At 71.8% G+C, this 19,410-nt stretch carries 16 protein-coding genes and 1 tRNA gene; 10 read left to right on the forward strand and 7 right to left on the reverse strand.

The window, feature by feature from the left end:
- Positions 1-71: 71 nt before the first annotated feature.
- The 4 genes from VFW66_11940 to VFW66_11955 are packed head-to-tail and all read right to left on the reverse strand — an operon-like array spanning position 72 to position 2,750.
- Entirely contained in the window at positions 72-659 is a 588-nt protein-coding gene (locus VFW66_11940) for a CoA pyrophosphatase (GenBank protein ID HEX5387408.1), read from the reverse strand.
- Positions 638-865 (reverse strand): zinc ribbon domain-containing protein, encoded by a 228-nt coding sequence (locus VFW66_11945; GenBank protein ID HEX5387409.1) that lies wholly within the window; start codon positions 863-865, stop codon positions 638-640. Before VFW66_11945 ends, VFW66_11940 begins: the two co-directional genes overlap by 22 nt.
- A gap of 60 nt (positions 866-925) precedes the next feature.
- Complete coding sequence (locus VFW66_11950; GenBank protein ID HEX5387410.1) at positions 926-1,762, reverse strand: alpha/beta fold hydrolase; 837 nt, start codon at positions 1,760-1,762, stop codon at positions 926-928.
- Positions 1,763-1,790: 28 nt separating this feature from the next.
- Positions 1,791-2,750 carry an LD-carboxypeptidase gene (locus VFW66_11955; protein ID HEX5387411.1) on the reverse strand — a complete coding sequence of 320 codons (960 nt, stop codon included), beginning with the start codon at positions 2,748-2,750 and terminating at the stop codon, positions 1,791-1,793.
- A 48-nt stretch (positions 2,751-2,798) separates the two neighbouring features.
- Between VFW66_11955 and VFW66_11960 the strand changes: the two genes are divergently transcribed.
- Positions 2,799-3,362, forward strand: coding sequence for a hypothetical protein (locus tag VFW66_11960; GenBank protein HEX5387412.1), 564 nt, complete (start codon positions 2,799-2,801; stop codon positions 3,360-3,362).
- A 33-nt stretch (positions 3,363-3,395) separates the two neighbouring features.
- Complete coding sequence (locus VFW66_11965; GenBank protein HEX5387413.1) at positions 3,396-4,559, forward strand: glycosyltransferase family 2 protein; 1,164 nt, start codon at positions 3,396-3,398, stop codon at positions 4,557-4,559.
- Here the strand turns inward: VFW66_11965 and VFW66_11970 are convergent.
- Positions 4,556-5,242, reverse strand: coding sequence for a hypothetical protein (locus VFW66_11970; GenBank protein HEX5387414.1), 687 nt, complete (start codon positions 5,240-5,242; stop codon positions 4,556-4,558). The two genes, VFW66_11965 and VFW66_11970, sit on opposite strands and share 4 nt — an antisense overlap.
- Positions 5,243-5,385: 143 nt before the next feature.
- Between VFW66_11970 and VFW66_11975 the strand changes: the two genes are divergently transcribed.
- The 4 genes from VFW66_11975 (at position 5,386) to VFW66_11990 (ending at position 12,581) form a co-directional block, all read left to right on the forward strand.
- Complete coding sequence (locus VFW66_11975) at positions 5,386-8,433, forward strand: N-6 DNA methylase (GenBank protein ID HEX5387415.1); 3,048 nt, start codon at positions 5,386-5,388, stop codon at positions 8,431-8,433.
- Entirely contained in the window at positions 8,342-10,756 is a 2,415-nt protein-coding gene (locus VFW66_11980) for a helicase-related protein (protein ID HEX5387416.1), read from the forward strand. Before VFW66_11975 ends, VFW66_11980 begins: the two co-directional genes overlap by 92 nt.
- A 191-nt stretch (positions 10,757-10,947) precedes the next feature.
- Complete coding sequence (locus VFW66_11985) at positions 10,948-12,090, forward strand: zinc-dependent alcohol dehydrogenase (GenBank protein ID HEX5387417.1); 1,143 nt, start codon at positions 10,948-10,950, stop codon at positions 12,088-12,090.
- On the forward strand, positions 12,087-12,581 hold the full coding sequence (locus tag VFW66_11990; protein ID HEX5387418.1) for a hypothetical protein: 495 nt from the start codon (positions 12,087-12,089) through the stop codon (positions 12,579-12,581). The genes VFW66_11985 and VFW66_11990 overlap by 4 nt, the downstream gene beginning before the upstream one ends.
- A gap of 685 nt (positions 12,582-13,266) precedes the next feature.
- On the opposite strand, the gene VFW66_11995 is transcribed toward VFW66_11990, so the two are convergent.
- The gene (locus tag VFW66_11995; GenBank protein ID HEX5387419.1) at positions 13,267-14,346 is read right to left on the reverse strand and encodes an SDR family oxidoreductase; all 1,080 of its coding nucleotides are present in this window, start codon (positions 14,344-14,346) and stop codon (positions 13,267-13,269) included.
- A 128-nt stretch (positions 14,347-14,474) separates the two neighbouring features.
- Here VFW66_11995 and VFW66_12000 point away from each other — a divergent pair, with 128 nt between their 5' ends.
- Positions 14,475-15,200 carry an HAD-IA family hydrolase gene (locus VFW66_12000; protein HEX5387420.1) on the forward strand — a complete coding sequence of 242 codons (726 nt, stop codon included), beginning with the start codon at positions 14,475-14,477 and terminating at the stop codon, positions 15,198-15,200.
- 77 nt (positions 15,201-15,277) lie between these two features.
- Here VFW66_12000 and VFW66_12005 read toward each other — a convergent pair.
- A tRNA-Asn gene (locus tag VFW66_12005) sits at positions 15,278-15,350 on the reverse strand.
- A 226-nt stretch (positions 15,351-15,576) separates the two neighbouring features.
- Between VFW66_12005 and VFW66_12010 the strand changes: the two genes are divergently transcribed.
- The 3 genes from VFW66_12010 to VFW66_12020 are packed head-to-tail and all read left to right on the forward strand — an operon-like array spanning position 15,577 to position 19,389.
- Positions 15,577-16,134, forward strand: coding sequence for a (2Fe-2S)-binding protein (locus VFW66_12010; GenBank protein HEX5387421.1), 558 nt, complete (start codon positions 15,577-15,579; stop codon positions 16,132-16,134).
- 10 nt (positions 16,135-16,144) lie between these two features.
- Entirely contained in the window at positions 16,145-18,535 is a 2,391-nt protein-coding gene (locus VFW66_12015; GenBank protein ID HEX5387422.1) for a molybdopterin cofactor-binding domain-containing protein, read from the forward strand.
- On the forward strand, positions 18,532-19,389 hold the full coding sequence (locus tag VFW66_12020; GenBank protein ID HEX5387423.1) for a xanthine dehydrogenase family protein subunit M: 858 nt from the start codon (positions 18,532-18,534) through the stop codon (positions 19,387-19,389). The genes VFW66_12015 and VFW66_12020 overlap by 4 nt, the downstream gene beginning before the upstream one ends.
- Positions 19,390-19,410: the final 21 nt, after the last annotated feature.

A 19,410-nucleotide genomic window follows, 5' to 3' on the forward strand; every position in this document is an offset into this window, starting at 1 on the left:
TTAGGCCAGCCTAATAATAGAATGTGCGCGTGCTTAGGTCAACGTGACGGCAAGGGTCACGCCGGGGACGACTACTCGGCGAGCGTGCGGGAGAGGAGTCCCAGTATCCGGTGGGTCATGCCCCAGACGACGAGGTCATCGACCAGATAGGCCGGGACCACGCGGCGGGTGCCGCGGATGGCAACTTCGGTCTCGCGCATCGCATCCGGTGCGAAGAGCCGGCCGAGCTCAATCCAGTGGGCCGAGGCGACCTCGCCGTTCGGTGTGAGGGGCAGGCGGCGGTCGAGCGCGAAGACGAATGGGCGAACGGCAATGGGCGGGAGCGTAGGCGTCATGGGCGCGATGTCGTCCAGCCGGCCGAGCGGGCGGGCGGAGTCGAGCGCGAGACCCACCTCTTCCCTCGTCTCGCGCATTGCCGTGCGGAGCAGGTCGGCGTCGGCGGCGCTCCGCCGACCTCCGGGCAGACCCACCTGACCGGACCAGGGATCGCCCTCGCGCTCCGCGCGGCGGATGAGCAGCAGCGAGACCGGCCCGGGTACGAGCACGAGTGCCACCGCCGCCCACAGCGCACCGGAATCGGTGGCCTCGTGCGGCGCGTGCTGCGCGAGACGATCAGCGATCCCGGCGAACGGCTCGCTCAGTGGCTGTGTGAATGGCACGCGCCGCCGCAGCAGCCGCCGCCGGGCGGCGGACCGAGCTTGCTGAAATCGGCCGCTTTGCCGGCCGATGCGGGCGGTGCAGGGAGCGACATGAGGCGCTCGACCTTGCGGCCGTCACAGCTCGGGCAGGCGACGTTGGTGTCGGTGCGAACCAGTCGCTCGAACTCGGCGCCGCAGGCGGCGCAGCGGAAATCGTAGATGGGCATGGGGAAATAATAGACGGGCGGACAGGCGGACGGGCGGACAGATGCTTCCGACGCGGGCGGCTAGAGCAGGTGGCGGCTGAGCCAGGAGACCGTCTCCGTCATCACGAGATCGAGCGCCGGCGTCGAGCCGCGCCAGGGGTGCGCGGCGCCGAAGGTGTGCGCGGCGCCCTCGACGGGGACGAAGCGGGCGGCAGGTTGCGCGCGTGCGAGGCGCTCGGCCTCGATAAATGGGACCGATGGATCGTCGGTGCCGTGGATGAGGAGCCAGGGCGCCGTGATTTGCGCGGCGGCGGCGACAATGTCGAGCGCGCCGTGCGCATGGCGCTCGACATCGTCCAGCACGTCGAGATAGAGCGGCAGCACCTGGCCGGTGCGGCTGTTGATGACGTCGAGTCGCCCGGCCGCGCGCCACTGGTCGAGTTCCGCGCGATCGGTCCACCGCTCCACGGTCGAGATCGCGGCCCAGGTGACGAGCGCGCGCACCCGTGCGTCGCGCGCGGCGGTGAGAATGGCCGCGCCGCCCCCGCGGGAGTGGCCCACGAGCCCGATGCGCGTGGGCGGCGCGATGTCGAAGGCGCCGGCCGCGAGCCCGCCGAGCACCGCGGCTACATCGGCCTGCTCGGCGGAGAAGGTGTTGTGGCCGAAGCGCTCGGGCCAGACGAACTCGCCGCTATCGTCGACGCCGCTGCCGCTCGGATTGAGCGACACCGCGGTGAATCCCGCGGCGGCGAGGCGCTCGCCGAGCGGCGGGAACATGCCCCAATCCTTGAAGCCCTTGAACCCGGGGATCACGACCACCGCCGCACGGGGCGATGCGCGCCCGCCGGCGCGCACGTCGATCAGGATCTCGCCGAGGGCGCCGGGAAGCGTGTGCCGGGTGAGCGTGGGCGTGGCCATGCATCGAATGTACCGGTGCGGTGCGGGCTCAGGCCACCGCGGGGTCGAGCAGCGCGAGCTCGCCGGCATCGGCATCGAGCCGCGCGCGCACGCCGAGCGGGAGGGTCCACTGCTCGTCCATGTGTCCGATGGGAAATCCGCGTGCGACGGGCACCCCGAGCGGCGCCAGATAGTGCTCGAGCACATCGTCGAGATCGAGGCCGCCATCGGAAGCGCGAGGCATTTCGGTGAACTGTCCCACGACCACACCTGCCACGCCGGCGAGCACGCCCGCAAGCCGCAGATGCGAGAGCATGCGGTCGATGCGGTACAGCTCCTCGCCCACGTCCTCCAGGAACAGGAGCGCGCCGGCGAGATCGGGAAACCAGCGGGTGCCGACGAGACACTGGAGCAGCGAAAGATTGCCGCCCGCGAGCGGGCCCTCGGCGCGGCCCCCGCGAAGCGTGGCGATGCGCGGCGCGCGGGGCGCCAGCACGTCGGGCGGGGGCGGGACGCGCTCCAGCCGGCCGGCCGGCTCCGCCGAGCCGAGCACGCGCTCGAAGTGGCGGCGGGTGAACGCGCCGAGCGGCTGGCGCGCGGTGGGGCCGTGAAAGGCGACGACGCGGGTCTCGCCGGTGATGGCATTGAGCAACACGCTCACGTCGGAAAACCCGACGACCGGCTTGGGCCGCCGCGCGAGCGCTGCGAAATCGACGCCGTCCAGAATGCGGGTGAGTCCATAGCCGCCGCGAAGGCACCAGACGGCGTCGATCGAACCGTCGCCGAGCGCGGCGTTGAGATCGGCCAGCCGCTCGGCGTCGGTGCCCGCGAGGTAACCGTGCCGGCGGGCAGCGTTGGGCCCTGGCACCGGCTCGTAGCCCAATGCGCGGCAGAGCTCGGCTGCGCGAGCGTGATCGTCGCGCTCGGGGAGCGGCCCCGAGGGTGCGATGAGCGCGACGCGGCACCCCGCGGCGAGGCGCGGCGGACGGATGACGGCTTTTGACCCCATCCTCACTCCGAGGTTAACTTTGCCGGCGCCTCAACAGGGAGAGCGGCAGTGCGCGCTTCGCAGCCCGCGATGCTCGCCGCCGGTCGCGTGATTGCGGAGGCGCGGGAGGTCATGGTCTCGCAGTGGGCCGATTGGCTCGGCGACCGACTTACCGCAACCACCGCGATCCCGCGTGCGACAGTCGAGCAGGAATTCCGCCTCATCATAAATACGATGAACGAAATGGTCGGCCCCCTCCGGCGGGAGGTCAAGGCCGTCTGGATTCACGTGTGCGAGCACTACGGCCGGGTGGCGTCGGCCCGCGGCCTTGCCGCCGGCGAAGTGGTGGAGGAGTTGCAGTATCTGCGCGAGCTTCTGATCCGCCACCTCGGCGCCACTTTCGCGCTCATGCGCGGGCGTCAGTCGATGGCGATCATGCTGCGGCTCAACCGCGTGATCGATAGGGGCATCGCCGTCGCGGTGGTGGGCTACACCGACGCCCTCATCGCCACCCTCTTCGCCCAGAACGGCGTGCCGGGACCCAACGCCGAGTACGACGCCGCCGAAGTGAGCCGTCAGCTCCGCGCGCTCGAGCACGAGCTGGCCGCCGTCTCGCAGCACCGGCGGCGCTGACCCCGCCGTTCGGAATAAGGCTCTCCGGCCCGCATGACGTTTCCGCAGCTCTGGCCGGCCCTGCCATGGCTGGTCCCCTACTTCACGCTGCCCCGGCTGGCCCGCGGCACGCCCGATCTCTCGAATGCGCCGCCCGGTTCGGGGCGCACGGTGAGCATCGTCATACCGGCGCGCGACGAGTCCGCCACGCTCGAGACGGTTCTCCGCTCGCTGCTCGCGAGCGAGTACCCCAAGCTCGAGATCATCGTGGTGGACGACCGATCGAGTGACGACACCGCCGCGATTGCGGAGCGGATCGCCGGCGGCGATCCTCGCGTCCGCCTCGTGCGGGGCGCGGAGCTGCCGGCGGGATGGTTCGGCAAGCCGTGGGCGTGCGTGCAGGGCTATCGCGCGGCCGCCGGCGAGCTGGTCGCCTTCACCGACGCGGACACCCGGCACGAGCCCGATTTCCTGGGGCACGCCGTGGGCGCGCTCGAGGCCGAGCGGGCCGATCTCGTCACCGTGGCCGCACACCAGCGGTGCGACACGTTCTGGGAGCGGGTCGTGATGCCTCAAATCTGGCTGCTGCTCGGCCTCCGATACAATCCGGAGCGGGTGAACCGGGCCACGCGCGCGCGCGACGTGATCGCCAACGGGCAGTTCCTGCTGGTGACCCGCGCGGGCTACGAGGCCGCCGGCACCCACCAGTCGGTGCGCGGCGAGGTGGCCGAAGACGTGGCGCTGGCGCAGGAGTTCCTCCGGCACGGCCGCAAGCTGCATCTTGCCTATGCGGGGCGGCTCATCGAGACCCGCATGTATCGCGGGCTCGCGCACCTGATCGAAGGCTGGTCGAAGAACTTCTACCTGGGCGGCCGGCGCAGCTTTCCCGAGGAGCCGGTGCTGCGCGCGCTCATGCCGTGGCTGCTGGCCGGCGTGATGGGGTTCTGGCTGGCGCCGGTGGTGGTCGCCCTCTGTTGGGCGCTCGGGGGATCGGTGGGTGGGCTCGGACCGGCCGCGCTCGCGGCGGCCGCGCTCACCGCCGGGTTCTGGGCACTCATGTCGTTCGGGATGGGAATCCCGCCGATCTACGGACTCGCGTATCCGCTGGGTGCGGCGATGGTGCTCTACATCGCGGCCCGCTCCACCTGGCGCGGCGCGCGCCACGTGGAGTGGAAGGGCCGCGTCTACCGGACCGACGCGGATTCGGGCGCGGCCTAGCGCCCGCGGACTCGCTCGAACGAGAGCTGCTGAGATGGAATCCCGCCGCCCATGAGGCGTCCGGTCGAGTCCACCTTGAGCCGATAGTCCACCGAGCCGATCGCGAGGCTTACCGAGTCGGCACCGAGCCGGGTGATCGTGGCGGGGACGGTCTGGCCCCCGTACTGCTCGTGGCTTCGGCTCAGGTTGAAGAGCGGCACCTTCACGGTGCCAGTCCCGAGCGTGGCGCTCCGCCGCAGCGTCTGCTCCAGCAATCCGAACGACAGGTTGAGGTACGGCATCGCGCCCGCCTCGGTGCCGATGATGCGGGTCTGCAGGCCGCCCGGGCTCGCATCGTCCACGGCGACGCTGTCACCCTTGAAGATGACGCGGGTGCGCTGCTCGATGGGGGCGCGCTCCCGCGGGCTCGGCGCCTTCGCGCCCACCGTCACCTCGACCAGCGGCAGGGTGGCGTCGGGCGCGACCACGGCGCGGTATCGCTCCGAGGTGCCGGTCTTGGAGTGGGCGAGGCTCAGCTCGCCGTGAATTTCGGTGGCGGTGCGGGAGACCTGCTCGGTGGCCACCGTGTCGGCGCCGTGGCGGATGACGAAGGTGGCGGTCTCGGGGTCGGGCGCCGGGGCCTGGGCGCGCGCCGCGACGGGCAGGCCGGCCGCGAGCAGGCAGGCGAAGAGTGTGCGTGTCATAGGACTGGGATGGTAGCGCGGTTGCGGGGCCGGTCGCAACCCGGACGGCTCTACTTATTCGGCCACGGCCCGCGCGCGATTGGTGCCGACGCCGCCCGGTGCAACCGCGATCGTGGGGCTCCCCGGAGCGGAGCCGCCGTCGCGTGGGTCTCGAGTCGGTCCTCACCTCGCTCAAGCGGCTGGACGACTTGCCCCGCCTCATCTCGGCGCTGGGCCACGAAGCGCGGTGGGAGCCCGCGCCCGAGGGCGCGTGGCAGGAAGGAGCCTGGCCCGAAAGGCTGGTGATCCGCGCCGCGCTCGTCGGGCGCGCGGGCGAGCTGCCGTGGTATGGCATCGAGGCGCGCGATGCGCCGCGCGCCGCGCGTGCGGTGGCGCGGCGGCTCGCGGGTTGGGGCCGCACGGGCGGCGTGCTGGCCATCGCGCCCGCGGCGCGAGAGCTCGCCGCGGCCGTGGCGTTCGGGGACATCCCCCACGTCGCGTGCAGCCTCGATGCGCCCGAGGGCCTCGGCCTCGCGTGCCTCGAGCGGCTTCGGCGTGGGCCCGATGACGGCGGTGTGCGCGGGGCGCTGGCCGCCGCCGCGCACGCCGCCGAGGCGCTAGCGGGCGAGGCGGTGGGGCGGCGGTTCTTCCGTGCGTTCCGCGCCACGCTCGAGCGGATGGCCGCGGCACTGCCCGCTCCCTGCCCTGCCGAAGACCGCCACAACCTGGCGCTGCTGCAGCTCACCCGCGTGCTCTTCCTCTATCTCGTGCAGAGCAAAGGGTGGCTCGACGGGCAGCCGGACTTTCTCGCTCGGCAGGTGGACCGCTGCCTGAGCCGCGGGCGGCGGATCGAGCGCGATCTCCTGAGGCCGCTCTTCTTCGGCACGCTCAATCGCCCGATGGCGGAGCGGTCCCGCCTTCCGCGCGGGTTCGGCCGCGTGCCCTTCCTCAACGGCGGACTCTTCGAGCCGCACCCCCTCGAGCGGCACTGGCCGGTCGCGCTGCCGAGCGCCATCTGGCGCGATGCGTTCGACGACCTGTTCGAGCGGTTCCGGTTTGCGGCGGGCGAAACCGGCCGTCCGGGCGTGATCGCGCCCGACATGCTGGGGCGGGTGTTCGAGGGCGTGATGGAGCCGGCGGCGCGGAGCCGGAGCGGCACGTTCTACACTCCCGCCGCGCTGGTGCGAAGCTTGGTGCGTGCCGGGCTCGTGGCGTTGCTGGCCGAGCGGCTTCGCTGCGCGGCGCCGCGGGCGGAACGGCATCTCGATGAACGAAGCTCGGCGGCGCGGCAGGCCCTGCACCACGTCACGCTGCTCGACCCCGCGGTAGGGTCCGGCGCCTTTCTCCTCGGCGCGCTCGATCTCCTGGCGACGCTCGCTGCTGGAGACCGTTCCGTCTGGCGGGCGCGGCGCCGGGTGCTGCGCCGCTCGCTCTACGGCGTCGACCTCAATCCCGCAGCGGTGCGGCTCACCGAGCTCAGGCTCTGGCTCGCGGTCATCGCCGACGATCCTGCGGACGCTCCCGAGCGCATCGAGCCACTTCCCAATCTCGATTGTCTCGTGCGTCAGGGCGACAGCTTGATCGATCCACTCGGCGCCGGCGCCGGCGGCGCGGTCACGCGGGAGGCCTCGGCCGCGCTCGCGCGGCTGCGCCATCGGCTCGTCGCGGCGAGCGGTCGCGAAAAGCGCGAGCTCGCGCGCGAGCATCGGCGGGCTGAGTCACGCGCGTTCGCGGATTCGCTCACGGCGGCGGAGGCGCGGCTCGCGGCTCGCATCCGCCGGTGCATCGAGGAGGGCCGGGGCTGCACGCTCTTTGGTGAGCGGCGGGGGCTCGATACCGCGCTCCGCAGCGAGCTTGACGGGCTCAGATCCGAGCGGCGCGCGCTCCGGCTCGTGCGGCGCCGCTTCGAGCGCGAGGGCGAGCTCCCCTGGTTCCACTACGAGAGCCACTTCGCCGACGTCTTTGCTGCGGGCGGCTTCGACGTCGTGGTCGGCAATCCGCCGTGGGTCCGGGCCGAGCGCATCGCGCCGGAGCAGCGGGCCCGGCTTGCGGCGCGCTATCGCTGGTGGCGCTCGGGCGTGTCGCGCGGGTTCGCAAACCGGCCGGACCTCTCGCTTGCGTTTGTCGAGCGGAGTTGGGAGCTGGCCCGGCCGGGCGGCGCGCTCGCGTTGCTGGTGCCGGCCAAGCTCGCGACGGCGGCATACGGCACGCGGGCCCGCCATGCGCTCGCCACCTCGGCCACGCTGCACGCGGTGGCCGATTTTACCGGCCGGGCCGAAGCGGCATTCGAGGCCACGGTGTATCCGATGGCGTTGGTCGCGACCAAGTCGGCGCCGCCGCCCGGCCACTGCGTGCGCGCGGTGCTCGCTGCGCACGAGGCGCCGGAGGCGCCGCAGGCGACGCTTGCGGGCGGCGCGCCGTGGGTGTTGGCCCGCGGGCCGGACCAAGCCGCGTTGCAAGCCATCCGCGCCGCGCATCCTCGCCTCGGCGATCGGCTCGGCTGCCATCTTGGAGTCAAGACCGGCGCCAACGCGGTATTCCTCAACCCGCGGGCACCGATCGAGCCCGAGCTGCTTCGCTGGGCCGTTCGAGGGCGCGACCTGGCACCGTTTCGCGCGGGGCGGCACGCGCGCCTGCTCTGGCCCTGCGACCAAGCGGGCGGCGCGCTCGGCGCCCTCCCCTGCCTCGCACACGCGTACCTGTCCGCCCATGAGAAACGGCTCCGCGCGCGCACGGACTACGCCGGCGGCCCCGCCTGGACGCTCTTCCGCACGGCGCCGGCCACCGCGCGGTGCCGGATCGTCTGGGCCGACCTCGCGCGCCGGCTCACGGCAGCGCCGCTGCTTGCTCCAGACACCGAAGATCAGATCCCGCTCAACACCTGCTACGTGGCGCCCGCGCCCGATCCGCTCGCCACGCTCGCCGTGGCCGCATGGCTCAACTGCACCTGGGTTCGCGCGGTCGCACGGCTCGGCGCGAGTGCCGCATCCGGCGGATTCGCGCGCTTCAGCGCGGGGGTGGTGGCCGCGTTGCCGCTGCCCGACGCCGTGCTCCCCGACGCCGACCTCGCCGCGCTCGCCCGTGACGCGTGCACCGGCCGGCGCATTCAGGGCGACATCGATGACATCACCGCCCGCCATCTCGATCTCACGCCCGCCCTCCGCCGCGCGCTTGCCCTGGTGGATGGCGTCGGCGCCGACGATCGTCGCTGAGTCGCTGGCCGCGGTGCCGGAGCCGCTCGCCACCGCACTCGAGGCCGGGCCGGCGGCCCCGGCGCGCGAGGTGGTCTCGGCGCTTGCGCGGAGCCTGGCACCCGCCGAAGCGGACGTCGGGGCACCCGCATGGCTCTGGCCCGAGCACCACCGGACATTGCGGCGCGTAGTCGCTGCCGTCCGTCGCCATCACGGCTGCATGCTGGCGGACCCGGTCGGGAGCGGCAAGACGTACGTGGCGCTCGCCGCGGCCGCGGCGCTCGGCGGCGGGCGTCCGGCGTGTTGCATCGTGCCCGCCGCGCTCGTGACCCAGTGGTGCAGGACGGCCCGGCGGCTGGGCGTGCCCGCCGTCGTCTGGTCGCACGAGCGGGTGAGCCGCGGGGGGCTACCTTGCGGCGCCATGGGACTCGTCGTGATCGATGAGTCGCACCACTACCGCAACCCCGACACGCGGCGCTACCGCGCGCTCGCGCCCTGGCTCGTGCGGCGCCGCGCGCTGTTGCTCACGGCGACGCCGACGGTGAACCGGCTGAGCGACGTCACGCACCAGCTTCGCCTGGTCGTGCGAGATGACGCGCTGGCTGTGCACGGCGTACCGTCACTCACGGCGATGCTCGATCAGGGCCCGCGCGGGCACCGCGTCCGCGCTCACGCCGGGGCATCGGGCGGCCGCGGCACATCCGGCACGACTTCGCCGGCGCACGCGGCACTCGGCCACGTCATCTTCACCCGCACGCTCACACGCGAGGAAGGACACCCGCGCCCTGCCGCTCTGGAGCGCGCCGTTCCGCTCGATGATGGGGACATGACCGCTGTCCTCCCACTGCTCAGCGAGCTGGATCGACTGCAACTGGCCGCAAACCCCGCCGTCGCCGGGCTCCTACGCGGCGTGTTCTGGCACGCCGGCGCGTCGAGCCCGGCCGCGCTGCTCGCGGCACTCCGCCGCTATCGGCGCCTGCTGCTCCACGCGCGCGACGCCGAGCGCGCCGGCCTCAAGCCCGCGCGTGCCGAGCTGCTGCGCATGACGGGCGGCCTCGGCGAGCAACTGCTGCTCTGGGAGATGCTGGGTTCGACTGACGGCAGCGCCACCGGCGGACTCGCGCCCGGCGAGATCGCGCTCGACGATCTCGCACCGCTCGAGGTGCTGCTGTCGCGCGCGGCAGCGGCGGCCGACGCGCCGGACGGCAAGGTGGCCAAGCTCGCCGAGCTCCTCGATGACGACCGCCCCACGCTCGTCTTCGCCGCCGCGCGCGGCACGGTGCGCCACCTGCGCGACCACCTTGCCGCCCGGCCGATCGCCTGGTGCACCGGCGCGGCCGCCGGTATCGGCCGGCTGCACGCGCCGCGGGACGCGGTGCTTGGGTGGTTCGCGCGGCGACAGGAGACGGATCGAAACCGGTCGCACATTCCGCTCGAGCTTGCGCCGCTGCATCTCGTCGCCACCGACGTACTCGCGGAAGGGCTCGACCTGCGCCGCGCCGCGCGGGTGGTGCACTACGACCTGGCATGGACGCCGGCGCGGCTGGCGCAGCGCGAAGGCCGGGCCCGCCGCGCGGCGTCGGCGCACGCCGAGGTCGAGCTGGTCCGGTTCCACCCAGCGCCGGCGGTCGAATCGCGGCTCAGGCAGCTCGCGGTCCTCGCGGCCAAGGATGCGCTTCCCGCCCAGGTGGGGCTCGGCTCCGCCGGCCGGCGCGCCTGGCAGTGGCGGGCCGACATCGCGGATCGATTCGCCGGCGGACCCGCTTCGGCCGGTGTGGCTGCGGTGCGGAGCGACGCGGCGGGCGTCCTCGCCGGATTCGCGCTGTCCATCGTGCCGGGGTCCGGGGAAGAGCCGGCGCTGGTCGGCACCTGGCTCCTCTGGCGCGACGCCCGCGGGCGCGTCACACAGGATCCGGATCTCATCGCGGCGCGCCTCGACGCCGCGGCGACCCTGCCCGACGCGCCCGCGCCCGATCGCGCAGCCGTGACTCGCGCGCTCGACGCGCTCGGCCCGCCAATCCGCGACCGCATCCGCGCCGTCCGCACCGCGTACTGGGACGCGCCGACGCCCACGCCGTGCGCCCGCCGGCTGGTGGCGCGATTGCACGCGCTCACCCGGGCGGCGGCGCGGCGGCGCGATGCCGGAACGCTCGCGCGGCTCGAGCGCGCGCTGGACTTCGCCGCCGGCGGGCACACCGCAGGCGAGGCAATGATGATCGAGCAGATTGCCCGCGCCACGGACGCCGAGTTGCTCGCCGGGCTCGGCCGCCTGCCCCTGCCGGCCGGGCGCGGGGACGCCCTGCGGCCCACGCTCACCGGACTGGTGTTCTTCCGCCCGCCGTGACGTGCACCCCGCACAGTGCGCTCGGCCCCGTCAATCAGCCCCGCGGCCGCGGCTCCAGCGTGACCGGGCGCACCGAAGCGAGCCTGCACGGGGGGGAGATTGCCCCTTTCGCCCGGCGGCGCGGCGGGGCGCATCGGCATCGCAGCGGGCCCGAGCTGAGCAATGGGAAAGCGAGGCAGTTAATGCTGGCGATGACCTACCGAGGACCCAATAAGGTCCGCGTCGACCGGAAGCCGGAGCCGCGGATCGAGCACCCCAACGACGCCGTGCTTCGCGTCACCCGCGCGGCGATCTGCGGCTCCGACCTGCATCTCTTCCACGGATTCATCCCCGACACCCGGGTCGGCACCACGTTCGGGCACGAGATTACCGGAGTGGTCGAGGAGGTTGGACCGTCGGTCGAGCGGCTCAAGCGGGGAGATCGCGTCGTCGTCCCCTTCAACATCTCCTGCGGCACCTGCTTCTTCTGCGAGCGCGGGCTCTACGGCAACTGCGAGAACACCAATCCGAATGCGGGCATCGCCTCGGGAGTGTTCGGCTACTCGCACACCACGGGGGGCTACGACGGCGGCCAGGCCGAGTACGTCCGGGTCCCCTTTGCCGACGTCGGCCCGATGAAGATCCCCGACGACATGACCGAGGAGGACGTGCTCTTCCTGAGCGACATCTTCCCCACCGGCTATCAGGCGGCGGAAATGGGCGAGATCGGCGAGGGAGACACTGTGGTCGTCTTCGGTTGCGGCCCGGTGGGTCTCTTCGCGGCCAAGAGTGCGTGGCTCATGGGCGCCGGGCGGGTGATCGCGGTGGATCATGTCAACTACCGGCTCGAGTTCATGCGGCAGTTCACCGGCGCGGAGACGATCAATTTCAAGGAAGTGGACGACATCATCCTCACGCTCAAGCGGATGACCGACGGCCGGGGGCCGGACGTCTGTATCGACGCCGTGGGGCTCGAGGCGGACGGCTCGCGTTATCAGACGCTGCTCGGCGTCAAGCTCAAGCTGCAGGCAGGCGCGGCGACCGCCATCGTGTGGGCAATCGACGCGGTACGGAAGGGCGGGAACGTGGTAATCATGGGCGTGTACGGGCCGCCCTGGGACCTGATCCCAATCGGCACCGCGATGAACAAGGGGCTCACGCTCCGGATGAACCAGGCGAACGTCAAGCGGTACATGCCCCATCTTCTGGAGCACATCCGGTCCGGCCGCGTGGACGCCAAGAGCATCATCACGCACCGTTTTCCGCTCGAAGGAGTGGCGGATGCGTACCATATTTTTGCCAGCAAACTCGACGGCTGCGTGAAGGCCGTCCTCATGCCGGAGGCGCGATCATGACCGCACAATCCACGATCTCGCGGGAGAATCCCGGACTCGGCGCGGACCTCGACGCCAGCAAGCGCCCCGGTATTCCGAAGGAGCGCCAGCCGCCGAGCCCGGCCGAGGGCGCGCACTGGACCGAGCCGGCGCAGCAGACGCCGACGGTACCGATCCAGAAGCGCGTCGGCCTCACGCACCTGACGCCGGTGTTCGGCACGATGCAACCGCCGCACGGGCTGAGCGGCGTGCTCAGGAAGGCCGCGTACAAGATCCCCGAGCACCGCGCGCCACACTGGCTGCTACTCCTCGTGGCGGATCGGGTCGACGTGGTCGAGAGCGGTGTCGCCGACTTCGCCAGGCGGCGCCCCGGGGCCGTCGTCACCGCCGGGCTCGCGGCGCTGCTGCTCATCGGTGCAGCGGCCAGCAACGGGCGCTCTGGCGCGGCGCGGGCGGATCGCCTGAATCGCCGCTGGCCGGATCGGCGCCGCAGCGGCAGCCGAGCCCGGTAGGCCGGGGAGCGCGGATCGATTCGCGCGGACCTCGCGGGCAACCCCGGCGTGATCCTCCCGCCGATGCCGTGGCGGCTCCGGTCGCGCGGGGTCGTGCTGGTGACGTTTCACTGGGTCGAGACTCGGCGGGCGCGGGCCTTTGTCCCTCCCGGCATGCGGATTCTTTCGCTGCGGCCGGGGCGGACCGTGGGCGCGCTGTTCCTGGCGAATTACGGCCCCGGCTCCGACCTCGAGTACAGTGAGCTCATCGCGAGCGCGGCAACGGTGCTCTACCGCGCGCGGCCCGCGGCGTGGGTCGCTGCGCTGCTCGTGGACCAGCCGGCGTCGGTGATCGGTGGACGGGAATTATTGGGTGCGCCCAAGTACTTCGCGCCCTTTACCCGCACCGCCGGAGCGCGGCAAGGCGTCACCGTAGGCACGCAGGAGGATCCGATCTGTGGGATCGAGTACGACCGCCCGCACTGGCTCTGGCACCAGCGGATACGGATAGCGGCGCTCCACCGGGATGTGCGGGATGGTCCGGGTGCTCCAGCTTCGAGCGCGCCATTGTCCGCCACGCTCAGCACCGAGGGCCCCGGCGCCGCCGCGCTCGCCCCGGATGCGCTCGTCGTTGCCCATGCCAGCGAGCTCCGCGGCCGCATCGGATGGACCCGCGCCGCCGTCAACATCCCCGCCACGAGTCCGCTCAGCCCCCTCGGGCTCGGCGCGCCGTTCCTAACGCTCGCCGGCCGGGACGTGGACCTGGTCCTCGGCCAGGCGGCCGAGCCCGTCCGTTGCGACCGGCCATCCGCTTCGCCGCGGCCCCCGCCGCAAGACCGAGCGCAGCCGCGCCCACTGCCGACTCCCAGGGAAGCACCCGCGCGATCTCCCTCAGCGTGATGCCGCGCCATCCGCGTTCCGCCCAGCCATCGCGCACCCGCGGCACGTCGTCCATCGGCCGGTCGAGATTGTCGCCGCGGTCGGGAATGTCGCTCAATGTGAACCCGGCGGTGTGGTGGAGAAACCAGTCGCCGGCGCGCGCGGGGAGCTTGGCCACGCCGCGATAGAAATAGCCGAACGCGCCGAGAAACCGCTCGGCGGCGGGTTTCTCGGCGAGCCGCGCGATAGCGCGGGCGGCGATCAAGGGATCTGTAACCGGCGGCGGCGGCTTGGGCACCGTGCCGAACTTGCCGCGGGAATGCCGGTAGATGGGCGTGTCGAGTTGGGGGAGATAGAGCGTCGAGACATGGACGTCGGTGCCCCAGAGCTCGGCGCGCAGCGTCTGACTGAACCCGTCGAGCGCCGCCTTGGACGCCGCGTACGCGCTGAACCAGGCCGCGCCGCGTTTGGCTACGATCGAAGAAATCTGGATGATGTTGCCCGAGCCCTGCCGGAGCATCGGCTCGAGGGCGCACTGCGTGCCGTTGATGTAGCCGACCAGATTCACGTCGAAGAGCCGCCGGTACTCGTCCAGCGTCAGGTCCTGCACGCGGCCCTGGATGAAGACCGCCGCGTTGTTCACCCAGGTGTCGATCGCGCCGAAGCGCTCGACGGCGGCGCGCGCCACCGCGCGGAGGTCGGCCTCGCGCGTCACGTCGCCCGGCACGGGCAGCGCCTTGCCGCCGTCCACCTCGATCTGGCGCGCGAGGCCCGCGAGCGCCTCGGCTCGGCGCGCGGTCAACACGACGCGCGCCCCGCGCGCCGCGAGGTGCTGTGCCGTGCAGCGTCCGATGCCGCTGGACGCACCGGTGATCACCACAGTCTGCTGCGCGAGCGGCCGCGGCATCTACGTGTCCCGAACCGGGCGCCAGGCGCCGTCGCCGTCCGTCGTCATCGGTTCCCCCATGTGCCGGCCTGCCATTTGCTCCCAGAGGAGCGGCCCGCATCGATAGCGCGCGCGGCGGGGAGACTGCGGTGACGCGACGCACGGACCGGGAGGCCGCCGCGCTGGAGCCCGCGTCCGGGCGCCGCTACGTTCCGCCCATGCCGAGCATCCGCACCGTGCTGTTCGACCTGGATGGCACCCTCATCGATTCGATCCGGCTCATCCTCGACAGCTATCACCACACCCTCGCCGAGCACGGCCTCCCCCCGCGCGACGACAGGGAGTGGCTCAAGCTCGTGGGGACGCCGCTCTCGTCGCAGTTCGCCGAGTGGAAGGACGATGCCGGCCGGCTCGAGGCGCTCATCGCCACCTACCGGGCGTACAACCTCGCGAACCACGATCGCATGGTGCGGGTGTATCCGGGCGTGGTGGACGCGGTGCGCGAAATCAAGGCGAGCGGATGCCAGACCGGTCTCGTCACCAGCAAGGCGCGCGCGGGCGCGCTCCGGGGCCTCCGTCTCGTGGGACTGGAAGCGCTGATGGACGTGCTGGTGTGCTGCGACGAGGTGGTGAACCCGAAGCCGCACCCCGAACCGGTCGAGCGCGCCGTCGCGTTGCTCGGAGCCGCGCCCGCCGAAACCGTGTACGTGGGCGACAGCATCCACGACATGCGCTCGGGGCGTGCGGCAGGGGTGCGGACGGCGGCCGCGCTCTGGGGGCCGTTCGGCCGGGAGCACCTCGAGGCGGCGGAACCCGATTTCTGGCTGGAAACGCCACGCGACCTGGTGCGGCTGGTGCAAGATCCGATGCGATAGTTACTGAGCGGGGCCGCGGCGTGGGCGGCGTGGACCGGTTGGAACGAGGTGGGGCGGCGAATGATAGACGAGGAAAGCTGGGGCGGCTGGGGTCGAACCAGCAACCTCCCGGTTAACAGCCGGGCGCTCTGCCGATTGAGCTACACCCCAGGGAAATCGGCATGAAATGTCAGACCCACGCATAAACGGTCAGGCAGGTTATCAGTGGCCGCAGCCCCGGTCAAGAGCGCGCGGCACGCCGAGCGCAGCGCGCTCGTTCTCGGCTTGACCGTGTCGTCGGAGACCACTAGCCTAGGCTCTGCTAGCCTGTACTCCGCCATTCCGAAGTTTCCGTGGCCCTCGCGCTCGGGCGTCTGAGCGGAAGGAGACCCGCCGCATGAAGCAATCCGTCACCTTGAACGTCAACGGCGCCGCGCGCGCCGTCGACGTCGAGCCGCGCACGCTGCTCGTCTACGCGCTGCGGGACGAGCTCAACCTCACCGGCACCCACATCGGCTGCGACACCAGCCAGTGCGGCGCCTGCACCGTGCTGATCGACGGCCGCGCCGTGAAGAGCTGCACGGTGCTCGCCGTCCAGGCCGAAGGGCAGCAGATCACCACCATCGAGGGTCTCGGGACCGGCGATCACCTGCATCCGCTGCAGACCGCGTTCTGGGAGAAGCACGGCCTCCAGTGCGGCTTCTGCACCCCGGGCATGATCATGACTGCGGTCGATCTGCTGAACGCGATCCCCGACCCGACCGACGAACAGATCCGCCACGGCATCGAGGGCAATTTCTGCCGGTGCACCGGCTACCAGAACATCGTGGCGGCCATCAAATCGGCCGCGGCCGCGCTGCGCGAGTCCGCCGCCGCGGCTTATCCTCGCGGCGCGCAGCTCGCCGCCGCTCCCGCCCCGAGGCCCGCCGGCCAGCCCGCCGGCGCCGGCGTCTGAGGAGATACCCATGGCAACGCTCTTCGGCTCCGGCATCAAGCGGCGCGAGGATCCCCGGCTCATCACCGGCGCAGCGACGTACACCGACGACGTGAAGCTCCCGGGGCTCACCTACGCGGCGCTCCTCCGCAGTCCCTACGCCCACGCGAAAATCACCCGGCTCGACGTGTCGGCGGCGCGCAAGGCGCCCGGCGTCGTCGCGGTGTACACCGGCGCCGACATCAAGGACCGCGTAGCCCCGGTGCCCTGCGCCTGGAATCCGCCCAACTGCGACCTCAAGACTCCGCCCCATCCGCTCCTCGCCTGGGACAAGGTGCGCTACGTGGGCGACGGCGTGGCGCTCGTCGTGGCCGAGTCGCGCGCCGCGGCGCGGGATGCGCTCGATCTGATCGAGGCGGACTACGACCCGCTCCCCGCCGGCGTGGACCCGGAGAAGATGGCGCAGCGCGGCGCACCGCAGCTCCACGCCGAGGTCCCCAACAACATCGGCTTCACGTGGGTGGTGTCGGGCGGCGACGCGGCCAAGGCGTTCAACGAGGCGCCGGTCAAGGTGAGCCAGCGCATCGTCCAGCAGCGGCTCGCGCCGACCGCGATCGAATGCCGCGCGGCCGTGGCGAGCTACAACAAGGGCTCGGGCCAGCTCACACTCTGGGTCACGAGCCAGAACCCGCACATCCACCGCTTCCTCTGCTCGGTCATGCTGCAGATCCCCGAGCACCGCATCCGGGTGATCGCGCCGGAGGTGGGCGGCGCTTTCGGCAGCAAGATCCCGGCGTACGCCGACGAGGCGCTCGCCTGTGTGGCCTCGATGGACCTGGGCCGGCCGGTCAAGTGGACGGAGGATCGGTCGGAGAACTACAAGGTCACCATTCACGGCCGCGACCACGTCGAGCACGTCGAGATGTGCGGCACGCGGGACGGCAAGATCACCGGCCTCCGCACGCGGGTGTACGCCGGCCTCGGCGCCTACGCGTCGACCGGCGGCCCGGGCATCCCGACGATCCTGCACGGCCTGGTCTACTCGGGGGCGTACACCATCCCCAACATCCACGGCACGGTGTACGGCGTGTACACCAACGGCGTGCCGGTGGATGCCTATCGCGGCGCGGGGCGGCCGGAGGCGGCGTATCTCGTCGAGCGCCTGGTCGACCTCTTCGCGCGCGAGATCGGGATGGATCCGGTCGAGGTGCGGCGCAGGAATTTCATCGGGCACGAGAAGTTCCCCTACACCACGGCCACGGGTCTCACCTACGACTCGGGCAACTACGAGCCGGCGCTCGACAAGGCGCTCGGCATGATCGACTACAAGCAGTTCCGCGCCGACCAGGCCGAGGCCCGGAAGCGGGATCGCTATCTCGGCATCGGGGTCGTGAGCTACATCGAGATCTGCGGCCTCGGGCCGTCGCAGGTGGCCGGCGCGGTCGGCTTTGGCGGCGGACTCTACGACTCGGCCATCGTGCGCGTGTATCCCACCGGCGTCGTCCGGGTGTACATCGGCGCGTCGCCGCACGGCCAAGGCGAGGAAACCACGTTCGCCCAGATCGTGGCGGACGAGTTCGGCTATCCGGTCGAGAACGTCGAGATCCTTCACGGCGACACCGACAACACGGCCCAGGGCTGGGGCACGTACGGCAGCCGCAGCACCGCGGTCTGCGGCTCGGCGGTGAAGGTGGCGGCGGGCAAGGTGCGCGAGAAGGCCAGGAAGATCGCGGCGCACCTCATGGAGGCCAACGAGGCCGACGTCGAGTGGAAGGACGGCAAGTTCTCGGTGAAGGGCTCGCCCGATCAGGGCAAGACGTTCGCCGAGGTGGCGCTCATGGCCAACGTCGCGTGGAACATGCCGCCGGGTGTCGAGCCCGGGCTCGAGGCGAGCGCGTTCTTCGATCCGAGCAACTTCGTCTATCCATTCGGCACGCACGTCTGCACGGTGGACGTGAACCCCGACACCGGTGAAGTGCGCATCCTGCGCTACATCGCGGTGGACGACTGCGGGCCGCGGATCAACCCGACGATCGTCGACGGCCAGGTGCACGGTGGGGTCGTCCAGGGCATCGGCGAAGCGATGCAGGAGATCGTCATTTACGACGAGGACGGCCAGCTCGCGAGCGGCACCATGATGGACTACGCCGTCCCGCGCGCGAGCCAGATGCCGCACATCGAGACCGACCACACCGTGACGCCATCGCCGGTGAATCCGCTGGGTGTGAAGGGCGTCGGCGAGGCGGGTACGATCGCCTCGGCGGCCGCGGTGGTGGGTGCGGTGTGCGATGCGCTGGCGCCGCTCGGCATTCGACATATCGACAAGCCGCTCACTCCCGCTCGCGTATGGGCTGCGATTCAGGCGGCGAAGGGCGGGAACGGCGGCAGGGGCGGCAACGGCGGTAAGGAGGTGGGGCGATGATTCCGGCGGCGTTCGAGTACGTACGGGCGGCGTCGCTGCGCGATGCGCTGACCGCGCTGGCGGCGGAGGACGGGACAAAGGTGCTGGCGGGCGGGCACAGTCTGCTGCCGATGATGAAGTTCCGGCTGGCCCAGCCGGGGCGGCTGGTCGATATCGCGCATCTCGGCGAGCTGCGCGGCGTCACGGAGCACCGGCGGGGAGCGCGAATCGGCGCTGCTACGACATACCGGGATCTGCTCGACTCCGACCTGCTGCGCGAGCGGTTTCCGATCATCGCCGAGGCCACGAAGTCGATCGGTGACGTGCAGGTGCGGAACCGCGGCACCGTTGGCGGGAGCCTGGCGCACGCCGATCCGGCGTCGGACATGCCGGCGGTGATGCTGGCGCTCGACGCCACGTTCACGCTCCGGTCGAAGAGCGGCCGGCGCTCGGTCAAGGCGCGCGAATTCTTCAAGGGGCCGTTCTCGACGGACCTGAAGGAGAACGAGCTGCTCATCGACATCGTGCTTCCGCCGCTGCCGAAAGGCGCCGGCACCGCATACGTGAGCTTCGACCAGGCCGCGTCGGGGTACGCGATCGCGGCGGCGGCGGCCGTGGTGGCGCTCTCGCGCAAGACGGTGAAGCAGGCGGCCGTGGCGCTCACCGGCCTGGCCGACGTTGCCCGGATGGTGAGCGCAGCGGACCAGCTCGTCGGCACCAAGGGCGAGCCCGACGCGATCCGCAAGGTGGCGGCCGCCGCGCCCGAGGGCGTCGAGATCAACGGCGACATCCACGCACCGGCCGAGTATCGGCGGCACTTGGTTACGGTGGCGGTGCGCGACGCGGTCACCAAGGCGCTCGAGCGGGCGCGCTAACGAACGCGGGCGTTTACGCGG

Source organism: Gemmatimonadales bacterium (genome assembly GCA_036279355.1).
Taxonomy (GTDB): domain Bacteria; phylum Gemmatimonadota; class Gemmatimonadetes; order Gemmatimonadales; family GWC2-71-9; genus DASQPE01.

Bases quoted from the DNA above. Each gene is read 5' to 3' on its own strand.
- VFW66_12020 (HEX5387423.1), top strand. From the start codon at position 18,532: ATGATTCCGGCGGCGTTCGAGTACGTACGGGCGGCGTCGCTGCGCGAT.
- VFW66_11950 (HEX5387410.1), bottom strand. From the start codon at position 1,762: ATGGCCACGCCCACGCTCACCCGGCACACGCTTCCCGGCGCCCTCGGC.
- VFW66_11980 (HEX5387416.1), top strand. From the start codon at position 8,342: ATGACATCACCGCCCGCCATCTCGATCTCACGCCCGCCCTCCGCCGCG.
- VFW66_12015 (HEX5387422.1), top strand. From the start codon at position 16,145: ATGGCAACGCTCTTCGGCTCCGGCATCAAGCGGCGCGAGGATCCCCGG.
- VFW66_12010 (HEX5387421.1), top strand. From the start codon at position 15,577: ATGAAGCAATCCGTCACCTTGAACGTCAACGGCGCCGCGCGCGCCGTC.
- VFW66_11970 (HEX5387414.1), bottom strand. From the start codon at position 5,242: ATGACACGCACACTCTTCGCCTGCCTGCTCGCGGCCGGCCTGCCCGTC.
- VFW66_11955 (HEX5387411.1), bottom strand. From the start codon at position 2,750: ATGGGGTCAAAAGCCGTCATCCGTCCGCCGCGCCTCGCCGCGGGGTGC.
- VFW66_11990 (HEX5387418.1), top strand. From the start codon at position 12,087: ATGACCGCACAATCCACGATCTCGCGGGAGAATCCCGGACTCGGCGCG.
- VFW66_11995 (HEX5387419.1), bottom strand. From the start codon at position 14,346: ATGCCGCGGCCGCTCGCGCAGCAGACTGTGGTGATCACCGGTGCGTCC.
- VFW66_11985 (HEX5387417.1), top strand. From the start codon at position 10,948: ATGACCTACCGAGGACCCAATAAGGTCCGCGTCGACCGGAAGCCGGAG.
- VFW66_11965 (HEX5387413.1), top strand. From the start codon at position 3,396: ATGACGTTTCCGCAGCTCTGGCCGGCCCTGCCATGGCTGGTCCCCTAC.
- VFW66_11945 (HEX5387409.1), bottom strand. From the start codon at position 865: ATGCCCATCTACGATTTCCGCTGCGCCGCCTGCGGCGCCGAGTTCGAG.